Origin of the sequence: Achromobacter sp. MFA1 R4, assembly GCF_900156745.1 — a bacterium.
In the GTDB taxonomy this organism is placed as follows: domain Bacteria; phylum Pseudomonadota; class Gammaproteobacteria; order Burkholderiales; family Burkholderiaceae_B; genus Achromobacter.
This window is the reverse complement of sequence record NZ_LT707065.1, coordinates 415,685-432,917: the sequence shown is the minus strand read 5'-3', so window position 1 is coordinate 432,917 and position 17,233 is coordinate 415,685. Positions and strand designations below refer to the sequence as shown.

13 protein-coding genes are annotated in these 17,233 nt (G+C 59.8%); 10 read left to right on the top strand and 3 right to left on the bottom strand.

Annotated features, from left to right (window positions below; all coding sequences use genetic code 11):
* Window positions 1-250 precede the first annotated feature (250 nt).
* Window positions 251-1,273 (top strand): hypothetical protein, encoded by a 1,023-nt coding sequence (locus tag BXA00_RS01925; protein WP_076515755.1) that lies wholly within the window; start codon window positions 251-253, stop codon window positions 1,271-1,273.
* A gap of 76 nt (window positions 1,274-1,349) precedes the next feature.
* On the opposite strand, the gene BXA00_RS28660 is transcribed toward BXA00_RS01925, so the two are convergent.
* Complete coding sequence (locus BXA00_RS28660) at window positions 1,350-1,991, bottom strand: hypothetical protein (RefSeq protein ID WP_156902718.1); 642 nt, start codon at window positions 1,989-1,991, stop codon at window positions 1,350-1,352.
* Window positions 1,992-2,185: 194 nt separating this feature from the next.
* Between BXA00_RS28660 and BXA00_RS01915 the strand changes: the two genes are divergently transcribed.
* The 4 genes from BXA00_RS01915 (at window position 2,186) to BXA00_RS01900 (ending at window position 7,342) form a co-directional block, all read left to right on the top strand.
* Window positions 2,186-3,073, top strand: a complete 888-nt coding sequence (locus BXA00_RS01915; RefSeq protein ID WP_076515751.1) for a hypothetical protein — start codon at window positions 2,186-2,188, stop codon at window positions 3,071-3,073.
* A gap of 41 nt (window positions 3,074-3,114) precedes the next feature.
* Window positions 3,115-4,350: a DUF1513 domain-containing protein gene (locus BXA00_RS01910; RefSeq protein WP_172805843.1), complete on the top strand. Its 1,236-nt coding sequence runs from the start codon at window positions 3,115-3,117 to the stop codon at window positions 4,348-4,350.
* Window positions 4,351-4,462: 112 nt separating this feature from the next.
* On the top strand, window positions 4,463-4,933 hold the full coding sequence (gene ssb, locus BXA00_RS01905) for a single-stranded DNA-binding protein (RefSeq protein ID WP_063589053.1): 471 nt from the start codon (window positions 4,463-4,465) through the stop codon (window positions 4,931-4,933).
* A 237-nt stretch (window positions 4,934-5,170) separates the two neighbouring features.
* Window positions 5,171-7,342 (top strand): P-loop NTPase fold protein, encoded by a 2,172-nt coding sequence (locus BXA00_RS01900; RefSeq protein ID WP_197685556.1) that lies wholly within the window; start codon window positions 5,171-5,173, stop codon window positions 7,340-7,342.
* A 789-nt stretch (window positions 7,343-8,131) separates the two neighbouring features.
* On the opposite strand, the gene BXA00_RS01890 is transcribed toward BXA00_RS01900, so the two are convergent.
* Window positions 8,132-9,235, bottom strand: coding sequence for a hypothetical protein (locus BXA00_RS01890; protein ID WP_156902716.1), 1,104 nt, complete (start codon window positions 9,233-9,235; stop codon window positions 8,132-8,134).
* 52 nt (window positions 9,236-9,287) lie between these two features.
* Between BXA00_RS01890 and BXA00_RS01885 the strand changes: the two genes are divergently transcribed.
* From BXA00_RS01885 to BXA00_RS01870, 4 genes are read left to right on the top strand one after another with little or no spacing between them, the layout of a single operon-like run.
* The gene (locus tag BXA00_RS01885) at window positions 9,288-10,181 is read left to right on the top strand and encodes a tetratricopeptide repeat protein (RefSeq protein WP_076515741.1); all 894 of its coding nucleotides are present in this window, start codon (window positions 9,288-9,290) and stop codon (window positions 10,179-10,181) included.
* A gap of 4 nt (window positions 10,182-10,185) precedes the next feature.
* Window positions 10,186-12,099 carry a hypothetical protein gene (locus BXA00_RS01880; protein ID WP_076515739.1) on the top strand — a complete coding sequence of 638 codons (1,914 nt, stop codon included), beginning with the start codon at window positions 10,186-10,188 and terminating at the stop codon, window positions 12,097-12,099.
* Window positions 12,096-14,066 carry a DEAD/DEAH box helicase gene (locus BXA00_RS01875; RefSeq protein ID WP_076515737.1) on the top strand — a complete coding sequence of 657 codons (1,971 nt, stop codon included), beginning with the start codon at window positions 12,096-12,098 and terminating at the stop codon, window positions 14,064-14,066. The genes BXA00_RS01880 and BXA00_RS01875 overlap by 4 nt, the downstream gene beginning before the upstream one ends.
* Window positions 14,063-14,551, top strand: a complete 489-nt coding sequence (locus BXA00_RS01870) for a hypothetical protein (protein ID WP_076515736.1) — start codon at window positions 14,063-14,065, stop codon at window positions 14,549-14,551. Before BXA00_RS01875 ends, BXA00_RS01870 begins: the two co-directional genes overlap by 4 nt.
* A gap of 598 nt (window positions 14,552-15,149) precedes the next feature.
* Here the strand turns inward: BXA00_RS01870 and BXA00_RS01865 are convergent.
* Window positions 15,150-16,283 carry a toprim domain-containing protein gene (locus BXA00_RS01865; RefSeq protein ID WP_076515734.1) on the bottom strand — a complete coding sequence of 378 codons (1,134 nt, stop codon included), beginning with the start codon at window positions 16,281-16,283 and terminating at the stop codon, window positions 15,150-15,152.
* A 161-nt stretch (window positions 16,284-16,444) separates the two neighbouring features.
* Between BXA00_RS01865 and BXA00_RS01860 the strand changes: the two genes are divergently transcribed.
* Window positions 16,445-17,194 carry a DsbC family protein gene (locus BXA00_RS01860; RefSeq protein WP_076515731.1) on the top strand — a complete coding sequence of 250 codons (750 nt, stop codon included), beginning with the start codon at window positions 16,445-16,447 and terminating at the stop codon, window positions 17,192-17,194.
* Window positions 17,195-17,233: the final 39 nt, after the last annotated feature.

The window sequence follows — 17,233 nt, the reverse complement described above, 5'->3', positions numbered from 1 at the left end:
TAGCGCCCCAGCCGTTCCACGGTTTGGGGCGTTTTTCATTGGCAGAACCGAATTCAACGAGGCGTGGATACATCTTTTGGTAAGGCTAATATTAATTGATGCTTTACGTTGAATAAAGCACCAATTTATAATTCTTCAAAAGTAGCTTTGCTCGGCCCTTATGGGCGCCATCGCCAAACCATCCGCAGCGAGCCCATTCAGTTATCGAGGCCGTCTGCGTCAGCGCCCTACAAAGGCCAAGGAGAACGCCATGAATGACCAAGTGCTCGATGATCAACTTCCGCCGACGACCGTCGAGCGAGAGCTCGTGCGAGGCAACGTGAAAGCGAGCATGGACGCCGCGGGCGCGAAGAGCTCGGACCTCTGGAACGTGCCCTATGAGCAGATCCGCCTAATCCCAGGATGGCAGCCGCGCATCAACAACGAAAAATGGCGGATGCGGGTCGCGTACATCGGTGGCCTGATCCTCGCCAACGGCTATGCGCCGGACAAGCCCGTCCAGGGCTATGTTGCGCGCGAAGGCGGCCTGGACGTGCTCTACCTGACCGAGGGGCATACCCGATATCATGCGACTGGATGGGCGCGGGAGCACGGAGCGAAGATCGAGCGTATTCCCATGATCGTGCTGCCCAAGGGCACGACCATGGTTGACCTCACCGTGGCTCAAGCTAATGCCCAAGAGGGCACACCGCTCGCACCCTACGAGCTGGGCATTTTGATGAAGCGGATGATCGGATATCAGGTGTCGGTATCCGAAATTGCCCGTCGTTTTGGCTACAGCGAGCAGTACGTCAACGATTTGCTCTCGCTGATGGGCGCCCCGAGCCGAATCCGACAGATGGTGATCGAGGACAAGGTGTCGGCCGCCGTGGCGGTCCAATTCCTCAAGTCACATGGCGACAAAGCGGAGGAGCGGCTCCTGGAGGGGCTCAAGATCGCGGATTCCATGGGTCAAGCGAGGGTGACCCGCAAGGTTCTTTCGACCGGGCCCAAGGTCCCTCCGCGATACGTGCCGAACCTCTACGACGCAATGACGAAGGTCGCGCCGTATCTTCAAGGGTTCCTGCCGGGCGAGACCGCCGAAATTCCGGGTCTGGAAGATGAAGCCGACCTGGTCACGGTGAAAATCAGCAAATCGGCGCTCGAAGCATTCCGCGAGACGCACTTGCAAGTCACGGAAGCCATGGAGAAGCGTTCGCGCAAACAGCCGACTGCGGGGGCGGAAAACGCCGGCGACGTTGGCGCTCAAGGGGAGCAACAATCGCTAGCATGAGCTTGACGTCAGCGTTCGCCGCAGGAGGAGGGCGGGGCGGTCCCGACGTCTCCTCCTACAGCCTTTCGCGCGGGGCTCACAGTTCCTGGACAACGGGCTCGCGGTCGGACTTGCCTTGCCTTGTCTTTGCCGGGTGGGCGGTCGCTACACCTGCGTCTGCCATCAGGAGTTTGCGCTCCATCGTGCATCCCCACTCGTACAGCTCCACCACCAAGAGACGTTGAGCGAGCGGGAGCGAATCCCAGTACTGTTTAGACGGGGGCGCGTATCCCACCCATTTCGGGTCGGCCTGTAGTTTCTGGGCGGTGAGCCACAGCTGCTCATCCAACCCGATCTGACACCGCAGTTCTGAATGCTCGATGTCGCCGGCGAGCACGCGCAGCCAGAACTGAGGGATGCCAAGCCAAGCTGCCAGCCAGGCGCCCCGTTCCTTATCGCGGACGAGAGAAAGGGTCGCCCGCTGGCCGGTGAGAATCGCAGTCAGAGCGCCTTGTGTGAGGCCCAGTCGACTCGCCAGGGTGGTGAGATTCAGTTCGCAGCGCGGATCTGCAAGCTTTTCGCGGATCCGCTGTACGAGAGGTACCCCTGGCCAATGGTCCGGTCCCGTGGACCGGGGAGGATCGTCGGCGGAAGAGCGCCGGGGGCGGCCACGCTGCGGCCTTTTGGTGCCAGACGAGGCGGGTAGTTCGAATTGGGCATTTTGGTCCTTGCGTGCCATGCGCAGTCTCCGATCGATGAAATAAATATCATCAGGGCTAATTGACACGCATTGTGCATCAGTCAAGCGTCTAAACCAAATTTTTGGCCCCTAAAAGTCGTTTTTGTTCGTTCCTCATTGTATGAAATAAAAACAGCGCGTATCGTGGCACCGCGCAATGTTTAACTTGGAACCGAGCAAAGAAAGGAGCCCACATGCTTTCTGCCGAAGCCGCAGTATCTCCGCGCTCGTTCGCGTACACGAACGGGATGATGAACGCCGTCTGGCTGGTCGGAGAGCTTTTCTCCGTCGACCGTGAGGCGGGCCGGTGCGAGATCCTGATCTCCAACAAGAGCCCGCACTATCGCGTCTCGTTCGAGTTCGACGTGACCAAGGGCGTGGGTCTGCCGAAGTACTTCAAGCCCGGCGACGTGATTGCCGTCACAGCGCTGGTACGCTCCGACCTCATCGATGGCGAATACAGCCTCACCTTGAAGGCGCTGCACTTCCAAGCACCGAGCGTTCGCGACCTGCGTGGGGATGACTTGCGCGACTATGCGAAGCGCATGAACGGCGCCATCCTCAACGCGGCCGGTGCCGAACCCGGACGACAGGACGCCTTCACATACAAAATCGATCGCGCCCAGCGTAAGCGATCGAACGTCATCCGGCTGGCGGGCTTCGTGCACGCGATGGAGTTCGAACGAGGCGAGCCCCATCCGGAAACCCAGGAGCCCACCGGCGACAAGCTCGTGCTGCTGCTGCGGCAATTCGAAAATGCTGATAAGTGCATTCCGATACGCATCTATGGCCGCCAAGCGGGGCCGTTTTATACGGCCATTCGTAAAGCCAAGCGCAACGGGCCCTTGGCCATCCACGCCATGGGTGAGCTGTACGTGAAGGTGAAGACCACGCCGTCGCCGGACGCAGACGCAGAGCCCGACGTGCGTCGCGTGCCCATTATCAAGGCGATCGGGGACATCGAGCGCCTTGACTTCGATTCCGGACTGATCGGTGAGCCCGGGCTATATCCCTGGCTCACGGAATACCTGCCGAGGGAACTCGTGTCGACGATGCCTGAAGCGACCGAGCAACGAGCATGAGCGGCCGCGAGGGGCCCGTTCTCGCCGGCCGTCGACGCGCCATGGGCAAAATGCTCGGCGCTTCACTGGTCGCAGGTCTTCCTGCGTTCGGCAGAGCCAATGCGGCGCAGATTGCGCCCCGCGTCGCGGATGGACTGCCGGATGGTCGTATTTGTGTCCTTTCCTACAGTACCGCGCCGCTTCCGCCCGCCGCTGTCGGCGGCGCAAGCGCTGCGATTGCAGTCCTCAGTGTGAACGGGGAAGCCCCTGCTTATGCTTCGTCCGACTCTCCGAACCTCCACGACCTGGTCGTGCCGGCGAGCAATCCCGAGGGGAGCATTTTCGCGATCGGCCATGAGGCCCGGGAGTTGATCGAGGTCTTCTCGAACGACTTCACGCGCCGGGAGTCGCGACGATACACAGGGGTGACGTTCCGCGGCCATGGGTTGGCCTACGGCGCGGGAGCGCTTATCGCCGCTGAATCCTCGACGTCCCCGATCGAGGGGGGATGGTTGTTGTACCTGGACGCCACTGGGAAGGAAATCACACGCGTTGCTACGGGCGGTATACGCCCGCATGACGTGGTCGACTGCGGCGATTGGATCGCCGTTGCCCACTATGGGAATCGACCGCAGGGGCCGAATGCCGGTTCGGCGGGTAGCGCATGCAATCTCCTGTTCGATGTGGCGGCGCCGAGCGTGGCGTTCCTCGACAAACGCACGTTGGCGGTCGAAAGCAATTGGGCGCTTCCCTCGGACGGCGTAGCCACTCACCTTTGCCCCGATGGAGAGGGAGCGGTGCTGGTTATGCAGATGCAAGCTCAGCGGCTCTCATGCTTTCAGGCTGACCAAGTTACGACCGCGCTGGCGCAGGTCCGTGACAGTGCCTCGCTCCTGCCGGTAGAACTCGAAAGCGGACTCTTCGAGTTGCCGTTGCCCGTGTACCGCGTCGATCGCTTGAAGGGAGTGACGACCAAGTTCGACACCTCGGCAACGATGCAGCGACGTGGCCAAAGCTTTGCGAGGAGCGAGTCGCTCGGCCTTTCGGTCGCGACGTTCGCCGCATCGCAGACCTTGTGGATGAAGTGGGATGGCTGGGACAGGCCCGAGGTTCGGTCATCCCTTCGCTTCGGCGTGCCAGATCCCCGGGGATGCACATTCCTTGGGGGCGGAGCGTTGCTGGCGGTCAGCGGCAACGACAACAACGTTGCCATCATTGAGCCGAAGTCGGCCCGCCTGTTGACCATTATTCCTGCGGTGCTGGGGCGGCATTCGCATATCCGCCACCTTGCCACTTAGTCGGCTGCCAGCCACCGGTGGATGTCGTCAACCTGCCGTTGATCGGATAAGACAAGGCTCTTCCGCCCTGCCGATCTAGCGAAATCTGTCATTTTCCGAAGGAGAAATCAAAATGGCATCGGTCAACAAAGTGATTTTGGTTGGGAACCTGGGACGAGATCCCGAGGTACGCTACTCGCCGGACGGCGCCGCAATCTGCAATCTGTCTATCGCGACGACGTCGCAGTGGAAAGACAAGTCCTCCGGGGAACGCCGCGAGGAGACGGAGTGGCATCGAGTCGTTCTGTACAACCGCCTCGCGGAGGTCGCAGGCGAGTATCTCAAGAAAGGCCGGCAGGTCTACATTGAGGGCCGACTCAAGACGCGGAAATGGCAGGACAAGGACACGGGGGCGGACAGGTACAGCACCGAAGTCGTCGGCGACCAAATGCAAATGTTGGGCGGACGAGGGGGCGGCGAAGGCGGGGGCGACGACCAACCTAGTTCCGCGCCTGCGCAGCAACGCAACCCCCGCCCGGCGGCACAGCAGCCTCAATCTACCGGCGCCTCGCTGGCTGACATGGACGATGATATTCCGTTCTAGTTCCTACTAAGCCCACTTTTTGCCGGTTCACGCCCGCCTTTCTTCGGAAGGGTGGGCGTTTCTCTTTTGGGGATCGGATCTCAAGCCGCCGGGGGGGGGACGCGGTCACACGCCTGACGAACTGGTAACAAGTTGGGTAACATTCGGGGACTGGAGGATCCCATGAGATGGATTAGAAGCCTCTTTGGACGGAAACGCGCGTCGACCACGTGCACGACTGACGCATCGACGCATGAAATGGCCAAAGAACAACCCGAGAGTCCGTATCTTTCAGATGATCCTATAAGGTCGAAGACGCAGGACCGTTTTGGGCGTGCGCCATTCGCGGCCAGGATCGCTGAGACGATAGCGAAGCGAGCGGACCCGTCGAGCATTGTCATTGGCCTCTTCGGGCCCTGGGGCGACGGTAAGACGTCCGTTCTAAAAATGATGGAAGAATCGCTTGGCCCCCACCAGAACGCCATAGCGATACGTTTTAACCCATGGCACTTCCCGTCCGAAGAAGCGCTTCTGCGCGGTTTCTTCGCAACGCTGGCCGAAACTTTGGGCAAAGAACCTGGGTTCAAAGGTCGAGCGGCCGAGCTTTTGGGGAAGTACGGCGGTCTACTGTCGGCTGTTTCCGTAGCGCTGCCAGGCGTAGATATCAACCCGGGTGAGGCTGCCAAGAATCTCGGAGAGGCCTTATCGAAGGTCGGCCTTGATGAACTGAAGGACGAGATCGATGCCCTGCTCCTCGAAAGCGGTAAGAGGCTCGTCATCCTCATTGACGACATCGATCGCCTGGACAGGAACGAGACCCATGCGATTTTCAAGCTGGTCAAGTTGTCGGCCAGCTTCAAGTACACGTGTTACGTGTTGGCGTTTGATGACGATGTGGTTTCTGCCGCGCTCGGTGAACGATATGGGGCGGGAGGGGCGGAAGCTGGCCGGGCATTCCTGGAAAAAATCATTCAGGTGCCGCTCCACTTGCCGCCGGCCGACCGCCTAAGTCTTCGAGAGATTACTTTCGAAGGACTTAACCGCGCTTTACAACAAGCCAACATATCAATCGATCAGTCGCAAGTCGACAAGTTTACGCGCCCGTTCGTCGACGGCCTTGAGCCGAAGCTACACACGCCGCGGCTCGCAAAGCAGTACATCAACGCTCTCCTGTTTTCGTTGCCCTTGGTAAAGGGGGAGGTGAACATTGCCGAGTTCATGTTGATTGAAGGACTACGCCTACTGTATCCCCGGCTATACATTGCAATACGGGACGAGCCAGATATGTTCCTACAAGGTGAGCCCCGCGACATTGCGCGCAACCCACTGCAAGCCCAGCCGTCGCCCTTAGATGAGGTCCTGGCAGCCGCTATGCCACGCTCTACGGCAAAGGAGCGTGACATTGTTAGACGACGGCTGTTGGTACCGCTTTTCCCACGTGTCGACACAATGATGTACGGTCCCGAATGGGATAAGCAGTGGACGGCCGAGCAACGCTTGTGTTCGAGCCGGTATTTCAAGCGCTACTTTGTTTATGGGGTACCGGAAGGCGACATTGCGGATAGCGGAATTGACGATCTAATCGCTTCGTTAGCGACGGGTGATCCGGAGGCGCAGCGCGCGACCTTGAACAAACACGCCGACCGGGCGATGCCGCGATTAATTGAGAGGCTTCGGGACCGTGCCGAGGACGTTGACGAAATCGCGGCGCTGCCTTTGGCGCTCGCAATAGTTCGGAACGGCGATATGCTTCCGCGAGAGCGTGGACCCTATGTCATGGGAGGAACCTTCCTGCAAGCGGCCATCCTCGTATCTCAACTAATGAGGCAGATCGAGATGGCGCACCGGCTCGATGCGGTGAAGACGGTGATTGAGGCCGCGCAGCCGTTGGCTTTGGGCAGCGAGTGCGTTAGATGGCTCACTCACTATCCGGACAAGCCCGAGGCGCATCGTGTCTTGCCAGACGATGCAAACGACGCCGTCTACGAGCTATTCGCCGGCAGGGTTCGAGCCGCAAGCGCGGAAGGTCCGCTCTTCCTAGCGGCGGCAATGGACGCGCCAGGGCTCTATTGGCATTGGCAGAGGGGGCGCGGTAAGGCAGAAGTCGAAGAGCACCTGCGAGGGATATTCGAGCAGGACCCAGCTAGCATGGATGCGTTCCTCGACACCTACGTCGGGGAAGGTTGGGAAGTGGCAAGCGGGATGCCAGTCCGCTCATTCTTGCAGCGAAATAGCTATGATTCCATCGCATCCTGTATCTCCGCTGAGTATGTTATGGAGAACCTCCGGGAGCGTTATGGTGCAGAGCTGGACACGCCCGAGTATCACTCCGACGGAAGTTCGGCGCGAAAGGTTGCGCACCAGTTCGCTGCTATTCATAAGGCCGTACTTGAACAAGCGGCCCAGCCTAACCGGGCCGAAGGCGCGTAGAGCGGCGTAACGATCGCGATCAGATCCCGAGGAGCGAGTTGTGACGACACCCAGAAAGCACCGGAGAGGCGTAGCTCCCATCGAGGCGGTGCCCGCGCAGCCAACTGGCGGTAGCGATATCGCCGATTATCTCGGCGCGGTGATATCTGACGCGTTTTCGCTGCTTTGTGTCCCGGGGGCGTCAGTGCTTGGGGCCGCGGCAAAGGCAGCGCTACAGGCCCGTCAAGCCAGGCGAGCGGAGGAAGCTCGCCACATCCTGCTTGAGGAACTACGAGCGGGGCGAGCGACGCAGCACACCGTTGAACTGGAGGAGTCCGCAGACATCGCACTGCGGTACGCGCGGGCAGTGCGCGAGGGTGTCGGACGAATCAATCTCCGCATGCTGGCGGCCGTGCTCGCCGGCCAGCTTGCCCACGAGGCCGTTTATGCGGATGAGTTCTACCGTTGGGCCGATACCCTAGCCGGATTGACGACAGAGGAGATTGTCGTCCTAGCGGGGTATTTGCGACACATGCCCGCCGATTTGCGCACGGCACGTCTAGTCCAGTTGGGGGCGGCGGTATACCACGACATTTATGGGGCAGACACGGCTCGGTGGGGCGACTTTGAAGCGGTCAGGGGCGCTTTGCTTCGAACCGGTCTCCTCTCGATCTCAGCAACCGGCGGGGCAATCGGGGACGGTAACAGCGTTGTGTTTGCCCCGACATCCAAGCTTCAAGAGTTGGGACGGTTGGCCGAGATAGAGGGGGTGTTGGAGCGCAGCGGCCTGTCTAGGGGCGGGGCGCACCCCTAGGTCTTTGCAGCGTTGCCGCCCGCGGCATCGACCAGCCCGTCGTACTTGCGCATACGGTGCGGCGGAGGAATGTTGAGGTCCTGGCTCCAACGCGTGATGGTGGTTTCGGACACGTCGAGTATCTGGGCGAGCTCACGGTTCGTCCGGACGCCTGCGCGCTCCTTCCATTCGGCGATCATCTTCGCCATGCTGCCGCTCTTGCCGGCGATCTGTTTCCAACGGTCGTTCTGCTGCTTGACCTGGTCGAACTTTGCGCGGAACAACAGTCGTGCACGCTCCAGCACTTCGTCCGGCAGAGGGGCGATGCCCTTCATGTACGCACTGAGGGTATTGGGATTGCTGCTCAGCGCTGCCGCGAGCTCGGGAATCGTCATTTGGAGCTTGGTCTTAATTTCGCGCAGCTCAAGCTGCCCCGCGGACGCGATTTTTGCGGTCCGGGGGGCGCGTGTCGGCTTTGCCGGCAGCGTGGATAGCTCGGCCAGGGGGACGGGCGCCCCGGGCAGTTGTCCGTCCAGCGGTGGAATCGGCACCGGGATCCAATCTTCGCGAGTTGGGGGCGCCGCCAGCGCTGCGGCAAGTTGTGCGTGGGCTTTCTTGGCCATCATGGTCGTATCGAGGCGGAGAGTATCCGATTCTACAGGGACAAGCGCGGCCCCAACCTTGGGGTCGTCCAGGTCCGCAGTGAAGGGTAGCTCGGAATCGTAGGGATTGCGCGTGTAGTCAAGAACGAGATTGCGTGCGCAGCCCTTGAGCGCGCCCCATATGGCATCGGGATCCCGCATTCGAGGTAGAAGCCGGATTACGACGACCGCCGCGAGTTCACTCAACAGCTCTTCCAGTCGGTCGCTTCCCAGGTGCCCGTAGCGCCGCAGTGCGCTCCAGGCGATCGCCCGGATGCCTGGGTTGGTCAGAACGAGCCGCGCGATTTGGTCAGAAAGCTGCTTTTCTTGCTCGGTTCCTCGATGTTGGACGTACTGGCGGCAGAGCAACCGGAGGTCTTCCCCGCGAGCAATCGGGTTGAGATCTGATCGATTTTTTATCATAAGATTTATATAAATCAGATAGTTGACACCTCTAAATGTTAACATCGCCAGGGTCAAAATCGTCTGCGTGAGAGCCTGAATGTCGTGCCGAAAAGAGAAACTCGCTGCAATGGCCCTGGTGACGGTCTGCTTATCGGCACCGGCGTCAGTTCATGCCTCCAGTGGGGTGATGGAGGCGCTGACGGACGGCGTGAAAAGCGCGTTTCGCATAGGCAATGACGGACTTGGGGCGAGGGGAGACGCGGCCAAGCTTTGGTCCGCACACATGTCGGGCGACCGGGAGGCGCTGGACCGCCTTGGCCTTATGGCTCGGCGTGGCAATCCGGAAGCCAAGGCAATCCTCGGATACGCCTTCGACAACGGTATCGGTGTGCCCCGTGACAGCGCACGTGCGGCCTCCTATTTCTTGGAAGCCAAGAAGAAGGTGCCGCTTGCGGCCTACAACCTCGGTGTCCTGCTCAAGGAAGGGCGCGGCGTGCCAGCGGATCCGCGCGAAGCGCTGACGGCCTATCAACAAGCTGACGGGATCGGCCCCGCGGCCGCGATGGCTGCGAGTCTGTTGTTTTCGCAAGGGCGCACGGCCGAGGCACTGGAATGGTCGGAGCGCGCGGCGAAATGGAAGAGCTCGTACGGGACATACCTGCATGCTCGTCTGCTTCTGGACACTGGCCGTGAGAAACAGGGCTTCATTGCGATGCGCAAGGCTGCCTCCATGAACTATCCGGATGCGATTGATGCGCTTGTGTACCTGTACCAGAGAGGCGTTGGCACGAAGCCTGATAACGCTATGGCGGCCGGGTACTGGATCATTGGACAAGTCGGTAAAGGGATCGCCAATGAGGACCAGGCCAGCGAGTTGGCGAAGCAATTTGGGCTGCCAGATCATGAGCATTTCAAGGCGGTCAGATTCGCGCGCAGATGGCTACTGGGAAGGGCGAAGTACACGCCGTTTGACTTCTCCCGCACCTTGGAACCCGGGGACCTAAGCAAAAAGGGGAGTTGAGGCTATGGCCCTTGGCGCAAATAACAAACTGCCTTTCCGCATTGCGCGCGTAACGCTGTTCTGGTGGGTCCTGCTCACCATCGTTGAGTTCGGAGACAACCCCCTGGGAGTGCTTTCCTACCTCGCCACAGAGGAATTTGACTGGCGCACTTCGCTGCTCGTCATCCTCGCGTCGTCGGCGACTGTCGCCGCCGTAATTTTCGTCCAGCGGGAGCTGGCCCGGTCTCGTATCCAGCCCACGGCACTATTGGGAATTGAGTGCTCGATTGGTGAAGTCCCAACCTCTTTCAATGCTCTACCGAGAATCCGAGATCCGCGAAAAGAACGGTTGGCGCTGCCTCCGGCACTGGATGTGTGGATGGCGCAGGCGAAAGCCACCTGGCCGGCACACCATAACCTCCTTTTGGCGGTATGGGACACATACTGCGCGCACAAGCACTACCCAGCATCGCATCGACGTGGCGGACATGCATCCAGGCGGCTGCACGAGCATTGCGCGGCAGTAGCCGTCAAGGCGTTGGAACTCGCGCCAGGCTTCGAGTATTCGGGCGTGTATGTAAAAGCGCGTCGTCGAAAGACGTTCAAAGTCTTGGATAAGAAAGACCCCGCCTACAAGCTCTTGCCGCAAGACCCGCTCATCGCTGTTATAGGAATGGCGCATGACATCGGCAAGCTTCTCGTGTACCGAGTCTCTGCGAAAGGCGATATCGTCGCCAACGCGGAGGAAGCTGGAAACACCAGCCATGATGATGACAAAGGCGTGGTGCATGACGTGCTTGCACCGCGGTTACTGTCCAGGATGCCGGAGTACTGGGAACTGCCAGACCACGATCGCGAGGCGCTGAGCGTTGCGCTGGCTCATTACCATCATCCGAGTGACTTTCCTATCGACAAGTACGGTCTTCCAGTCGATGACCGTGCTGCCGCGCTAATGGGAATTCTGGTAGCTGCCGATCGGGCCGTGGGCACCGAAGAGACCGGCGTGAGCGCAAGCCAAGATCAAGAGGTCGACGATTATGACGCGGACCAAGTATGGGAGGCGCTGGTCTCGATTCTTTGCGAGCCGGGTCGAATCAACGGCACGGGAGACCCGGAGAAAGATGCATCCGTACGGATTGGCCAGAAACACGAGGGAAAGATCTTCATCCGCGAACATGACTTGCGGAATCTGGTTCTCAAAAAGCTTGGTGAGACCATCTCTAGCGGGCCTGATCGGTACAAAATCACTTGCGCGATCCTAGCCGCCCTCTATGACCGTGGGCTTTTGTATGCCGAGCATCGGAGCGTGTCCTTCTCGCCGCACCTCCCAATGTATAGCGTTGGGCTCTACCACGGGAAGACAACAAAGCACATTACAGATTTCGCGCCGGCCATTGTCATGCATTCGCCGCCACCGACGATGGCCGAGCTGGGACGGTTGACCTACTTAGCCGACCACGTCGCCACAGCCGTGATAAAGGCCGCGTCGTTCTACCACCTGCCTGTGCCGCCATCGGAATTCTGGATCCAGGAGAAGAACGCCGCTGCGTTCGGGGCACCGACTGGCCTGAGCGCTGACTGCCCGACAGAGAATGGCGCACCTGACCAATTGACACCGCCGCACGAGTCCGAATCCGGGAACGCGCGGCCAACTGATCGCGATGCGCAGCGAGCGCTCGCCGATGCCATGGCCGACCTCGAAGAGGAGGCGGAGGAAGAGGCGTTGCTCCAGTTTGTCGCCGAAGAAGTGGCGTCAGGAAAGTCCAAGAAAGGTGGCCCATCCAAGCCTGGGCGTCGCCCGCTTGGCCTAGCCGCGCTTGATCCGACAGCGTCGGCGGACATGAGCCGAGTCGTGATGCAGGCCCTGGAAGCCCAGCAGCATCGCAAAAAGGCGGCCGTCGAAGCGGGCCAACGCTCAACCACACAGGAGGCCGAATGAACGCGACTGCGGTTAATCACCTTGACGCTCTCTGGAAGTCTTTGGCCAAAGCGGGGGTCGATTCCCGAGAAGCAGCATTGCTCATCGCGCCGGCGGGATATCACGACTACAGGCAGCCATCCACCATCCTGCCCGTGGCAAACCAAGGCAGCGAGTCATATGTCTTGGTGGCCTGCATTTCCATTGTCTTCATGACCCAGGGCGGGCGGCCGGTCGACCGGGAAAGCATGGAAGCTGCGCGAGTGTTCGTAAGGGCTTCGGACTCGGCCGGTAGCGAGGCAGATTTCCACTGCTACGGTGATATGGCGAATTGGCGGACAGTGATGCCGGGCGATGATATCTTCGTTGCAGGTGTACTGAGGTCGTCGCACGGGCGCGCTTCCATGGTCAATCCGTCTTTTATCGCTGCGGACGCAAGAGGGGGCGTACGGCCGTTCTATCGAGGAAAGCAGGGGGTGTTAGGAGGTGACAAGATCCGGTTAGCGGTGCATAGCGTTGGCCCAGACGGGATCCCGGGTGCGGTCGCCCTTCTGTCGCAGCGAACAGGCATGGATGCCGACGCCATACGGGCGACGATTGACATGCCTGCGGAGAGTCTGATCAGGCTACTACACTGGCCCGATTCCCTCGCCGACGCCACCCAATCGTTGGCCGCAGCCCGTGCCTTATCGCTCGCCGCGATTGCCTGGAAGGTTGGCGCGAACCGTGAACGCACCAATCAGCCGAAATCTCGAATTGTCTTGACTGTGGAAAGACTGGCCGAGTTGATAAAGATGGTGCCCTATCCTATGACGAAGGACCAGCGGCGGGCGGTAAAGCACATCATGGACGATTTGAGTTCGAACCTGGCCATGGCACGGCTGCTGTCGGGTGATGTTGGGACAGGCAAGACTGCGGTGTATCTGGTTATCGCCGCAGCTGCCAGCGAGGTTGGCGCCCGCGTGGCAATAGTGTGTCCGAGTCGCCCCTTGGCCGCCCAGGTCCACTCCGAGTGCGTTGCATTCTTTCCGCACATTAAGGCGGTGTGCATGATCGCTGGCGCCAAGCCCAAGGACGTAGATGACGCGTTGGTGATTGGGACGACCGCGATCATCTCGTGGGCAAAGAAGGGCGGCAGAGCGTTCGACCTCGTGATTGTTGACGAACAGCAGAAGTTCTCGACGGCTCAGCGTGCCGCCTTGGTCGGTCCGTCCACGAATCTACTGGAAGTCACTGCGACGGCGATTCCTCGCACCGTGGCGCTGGTAGGGTTGGCCGGGATGGACGTGTCGGAGTTGCGAGAGGTTCCAGTCACCAAGCTTGTCCGGACGCGATTGGTGGATAGGGAAAAGGCCCAACAGCTATCAGCGTTTGTGAAGGACTTGATTGCGAAGGGCGGCCAGGCTGCGTTGATCTACCCATTGGTGGACGGAGACGACGACCAGGCAAGCGGCACCTCGGCGTTTCGTCGGTTTCCCGCACATTTCAGCGACCGCCTTGGATTCGTGCACGGGAGAATGAAGGACGAGGAGAAAGATGAGGTTCTCAAACGGATGAGAGAGAAAGAGATCGATCTGCTCGTCAGTACAACGCTAATTGAAGTCGGGGTGACGCTGCCGTCGCTGGTTTGTATGGTCGTGGTTCATCCCGAACGATTCGGCGTCACACAGCTGCACCAGTTGCGGGGGCGTCTCGCTCGCACGGGCGGAAAGGGCTACTTTTTCATGCTTCTGGACGGCGAGATTAAACAGGCGAGCCTTGACCGGCTCCGTCTGCTTGAAGAGTGCGCCGACGGGTTTAGTCTAGCGGTTCGCGATGCTGCGATGCGCGGGCCTGGGGATGTGTTTCATGACCTGGGGGCGCAGAGCGGCGCGACTCGATCGCTCTTTATGGGGATAGAGCTCACGTACTCAGACCTGGAGCATGCCGCTCTGCGGGCCCTTGCTTTCGAGGCGGAAAGTCGAATTGCCGGTCAGGGGGCGCAATGACGGACATGGTCAACCTCGACGTCGCGACATGGGAGGCGCGTTGTGAATCACTCCAGGCGATGGCCCATGCCGGATGCGGACTGAGCTATGACCTGTACCAGCAACGATTCAGTGCAGCCGTCGAAGAGCACATTGTTGGGCTTCCTGGCGAGATGAAGTCGCTCGCGATTTCTGTTGCCGTGCCTTTCGGCTACCTCGCGGCGGGGGAGTTGGCACAGGTTCAAATTGAACTGGCTGAGTGTGGCTATTGCACACACGGAATTGATCCGGACTGCTGCCCGTTGGGATGTGGTGATCTCGACCACGACGACCATGAAGAGCCTTGGCAGGAACCGCATCCGGAGGTCGACGAGTTTGACCTGCTACTGGAAGAGGTCCTCTGCGAGCTCCGCCTTGGCGCCGAACGGTTCGATCGGAAGCTGGCGGATGCGTTGGCACCGCTAAAAGGACGAGGTATCGCCTCTTCTGATCTTCCCGCGCGGTGAGTGGGAAGGCCCGGGTAAAAAAAAACCCTATTCCAAAAGGAATAGGGTTTGCTGGCTTATACGCGATACAGCACCGGTCTCGGAACTACGGAGGATCGGGGCTTATCTGCCGGCCAAAGCTTGTGCGCGATGGTCACGTCGTCGATCTTTACCCTCCCGTCAGTACTTACACGCCTCCGTACCGGGGGCGCAGTGTACATGCCAGGAACAGGCACCCAAGGATGTGTGCCTCGTTTGCCTGGGCGTTTGATCAGCGGTCGAAGCCACAAAAGCGACTTTCCCGATATGGACACTACCTGGTAGTAATCCACGTCTGTCGTCGATCTTCCCCAAACAGCCTGGTAGATGTCTCCGACTTGGTTCGAAGTCGCATGCTCCAGCTTTGCGGCGGCAACCTTTGCCTTGCGTTCCATTTCCTCGACATAGGCGTCGACGTCAAGACGCATTGCTTCGGCGCTTTGGTACGCGCGGTGAAAGTCAGGCTTTCTCTTTCGCCCTGAGAAGGCGATTGCGGCCTGATGGTCTTTCCGCACGTAGACCGCATAGCCAACCCTAACGTCAAATCGGAATTTGGCATAGTCGGCTGGCATGTTGCTCACTATCGGGTACTGGGTTCGCCGCATGATGAGTTCCTTTGCTGCTGTTGCAGCTGAGACAACTTCCATTGGAGAAAGCCATTTACATCCCAGTCTTCTTCCGGTGTGACCGACGTGAACGGTTCGGGATAAGTGAGCACGCTCACGTTGGCCCCGACGTCGGTCATGACCTTCAGAAGGCCGTTGGCCTTATGCACAGCACGCTGGCCAGCTTCATCACCGTCGACAGCCAGAAGGACTGACTTCCCCGAAAGGTTCTTGAACCACTCAGGACGCCAACGGCCCGCGCCAGGAACGCCGATTACGTTCTTCTTCGTGCCCAAAACAATCGACGACAGCAAGTCGATTGGACCCTCAACGATGGTGTAGTCGTTCGAGCCTTCGTTCGCCCAAAAGTAGGGAAACATGGGGCCGTAGAAAAGCAGCTTCACCTCCTCTGCGCTCTGGGGCTTCCGAATCAATCGGAACTCAGCGGAACGCGCGTTATGGGTGAAGCAGGCCAGCGGCCGATAGCAGATAGCTGGGACCTTGGAATCAGGTCTCAACATTCCGCTCTTGACCAGAAGTTCGTGCCCGACAACGTCGAACAGCCATTCCTTTGCACGTGCCGGATTACCCGGCAATGTGGCCAGCACACCTCGCTTGATCGCTTCCTTTGCTACATCAGCGGTGATGCCGCGGCCGGCAAGGTACTCCATCACTCGACCGTCCGGAGGCAACTTGCTCCCCCGAATATGCGCGAATACCTCGCGCAAGGCGGCTTCATCGCGTGGAGTCTCCTTGGATTTGGCCTCGGTTGCGCGGATGTGCCACTTGCGAATGGTGCTACCCATCGAAGGTAGTCCACCCGCGAGTCGCCGCGCCGCTTCGGGCACCTCAAGCTGCCAATAGAAGGCCGCGGCGTCGATGACGTCGCCGCCCTCTTCACAGCGAAAGCAATGCCAACGGGTTTTTCCACCGGTTGTTTTGACACTCGTCCTCACCGACTCTGGAGGTCCCAGACCGCAAGCAGGGCACCCGGAGAACCTAATGGAGTCCGAGTGCATCGCTTTCGCCTTCAGTCCCATTACCTGTTCAAAGAACGCGGCAACAGGGAGCTTTTGCTTCAGTCCGTCGAAATCGACTGTTTCACTCATGATTCCCACTCCTATGTGCTCGCCGTGGCGAGTAATGACCTATTGCGGCGAGGTGACGCACATCGTCCGGTGGCATGCAAAAATTGACATCGCGGGGTATGGATAAAATGCGCTCATCGCAATAATATTGCTAAATGTCTATTACTCCATAGGAACAGGACGTGGGAAAACGATTTGGACTTCGCGCGAGCATCACGCTCGTTGCTTCTCTACTCGGGGGCGCCGCAGCTGCGTCGCCCGCCGCTGACCAGGTGCGCGCGACGCTGGAAGCCAAGTACCCGGGTTCCCCGCTCGGCACTGTGACGGAATCGCCCGTGCCCGGAATATTCGAGGTCGTGTGGGGCAAGAATCTCGTGTACGTGGAGCAGACCGGCCGCTACTTCCTTTTCGGGAATCTCTACGACATGGTGGGCCGTGCAGATCTCACGTCGCCCCGTCGGGCTGAGCTGACGAAGGTGGCGATGGATACGCTGCCGATGCAGGATGCGTTCGCTCGCGTGATCGGGAAGGGCGAGAGAAAGGTCGCACTGTTCACCGATCCGGATTGCCCGTACTGCCAGCGCCTGGAACAGGCGTTCGCCCAGGTTGGAAACGTCACCATCTACACCTTCCTGTTTCCCCTGGACTCCCTTCACCCCAATGCGAATCTCGTGGCCCGGAAGATCTGGTGTGCTGGAGAGTCCGAGCGCGGGGCGGCCTATGACGCCTACATGGCTCGTGGCGCTCAGCCTGACAACGCCGGTCAGTGCGACAACCCGGTGGCGCGCAACGTGGAACTGGGGCGCAAGCTGAACATCCAGGGCACCCCGTATCTCATCGGAATGGACGGATCCACGAAGCCAGGCGCCTTGGCTCCGGCCGACCTCGACGCGTGGCTAAACGCGAGCAACCGGGTGAAGGCCGCACAGTAAAGCTGTTTTTTTCGTGCCGTCGCCCGTGGCTGCGGCACC

Coding starts and splice junctions, on each gene's coding strand:
- BXA00_RS01910 (WP_172805843.1), top strand. CDS start 3,115: ATGGGCAAAATGCTCGGCGCTTCACTGGTCGCAGGTCTTCCTGCGTTC.
- BXA00_RS01915 (WP_076515751.1), top strand. CDS start 2,186: ATGCTTTCTGCCGAAGCCGCAGTATCTCCGCGCTCGTTCGCGTACACG.
- BXA00_RS01925 (WP_076515755.1), top strand. CDS start 251: ATGAATGACCAAGTGCTCGATGATCAACTTCCGCCGACGACCGTCGAG.
- BXA00_RS01900 (WP_197685556.1), top strand. CDS start 5,171: ATGGCCAAAGAACAACCCGAGAGTCCGTATCTTTCAGATGATCCTATA.
- BXA00_RS01875 (WP_076515737.1), top strand. CDS start 12,096: ATGAACGCGACTGCGGTTAATCACCTTGACGCTCTCTGGAAGTCTTTG.
- BXA00_RS28660 (WP_156902718.1), bottom strand. CDS start 1,991: ATGGCACGCAAGGACCAAAATGCCCAATTCGAACTACCCGCCTCGTCT.
- BXA00_RS01885 (WP_076515741.1), top strand. CDS start 9,288: ATGGCCCTGGTGACGGTCTGCTTATCGGCACCGGCGTCAGTTCATGCC.
- ssb (WP_063589053.1), top strand. CDS start 4,463: ATGGCATCGGTCAACAAAGTGATTTTGGTTGGGAACCTGGGACGAGAT.
- BXA00_RS01865 (WP_076515734.1), bottom strand. CDS start 16,283: ATGAGTGAAACAGTCGATTTCGACGGACTGAAGCAAAAGCTCCCTGTT.
- BXA00_RS01880 (WP_076515739.1), top strand. CDS start 10,186: ATGGCCCTTGGCGCAAATAACAAACTGCCTTTCCGCATTGCGCGCGTA.
- BXA00_RS01870 (WP_076515736.1), top strand. CDS start 14,063: ATGACGGACATGGTCAACCTCGACGTCGCGACATGGGAGGCGCGTTGT.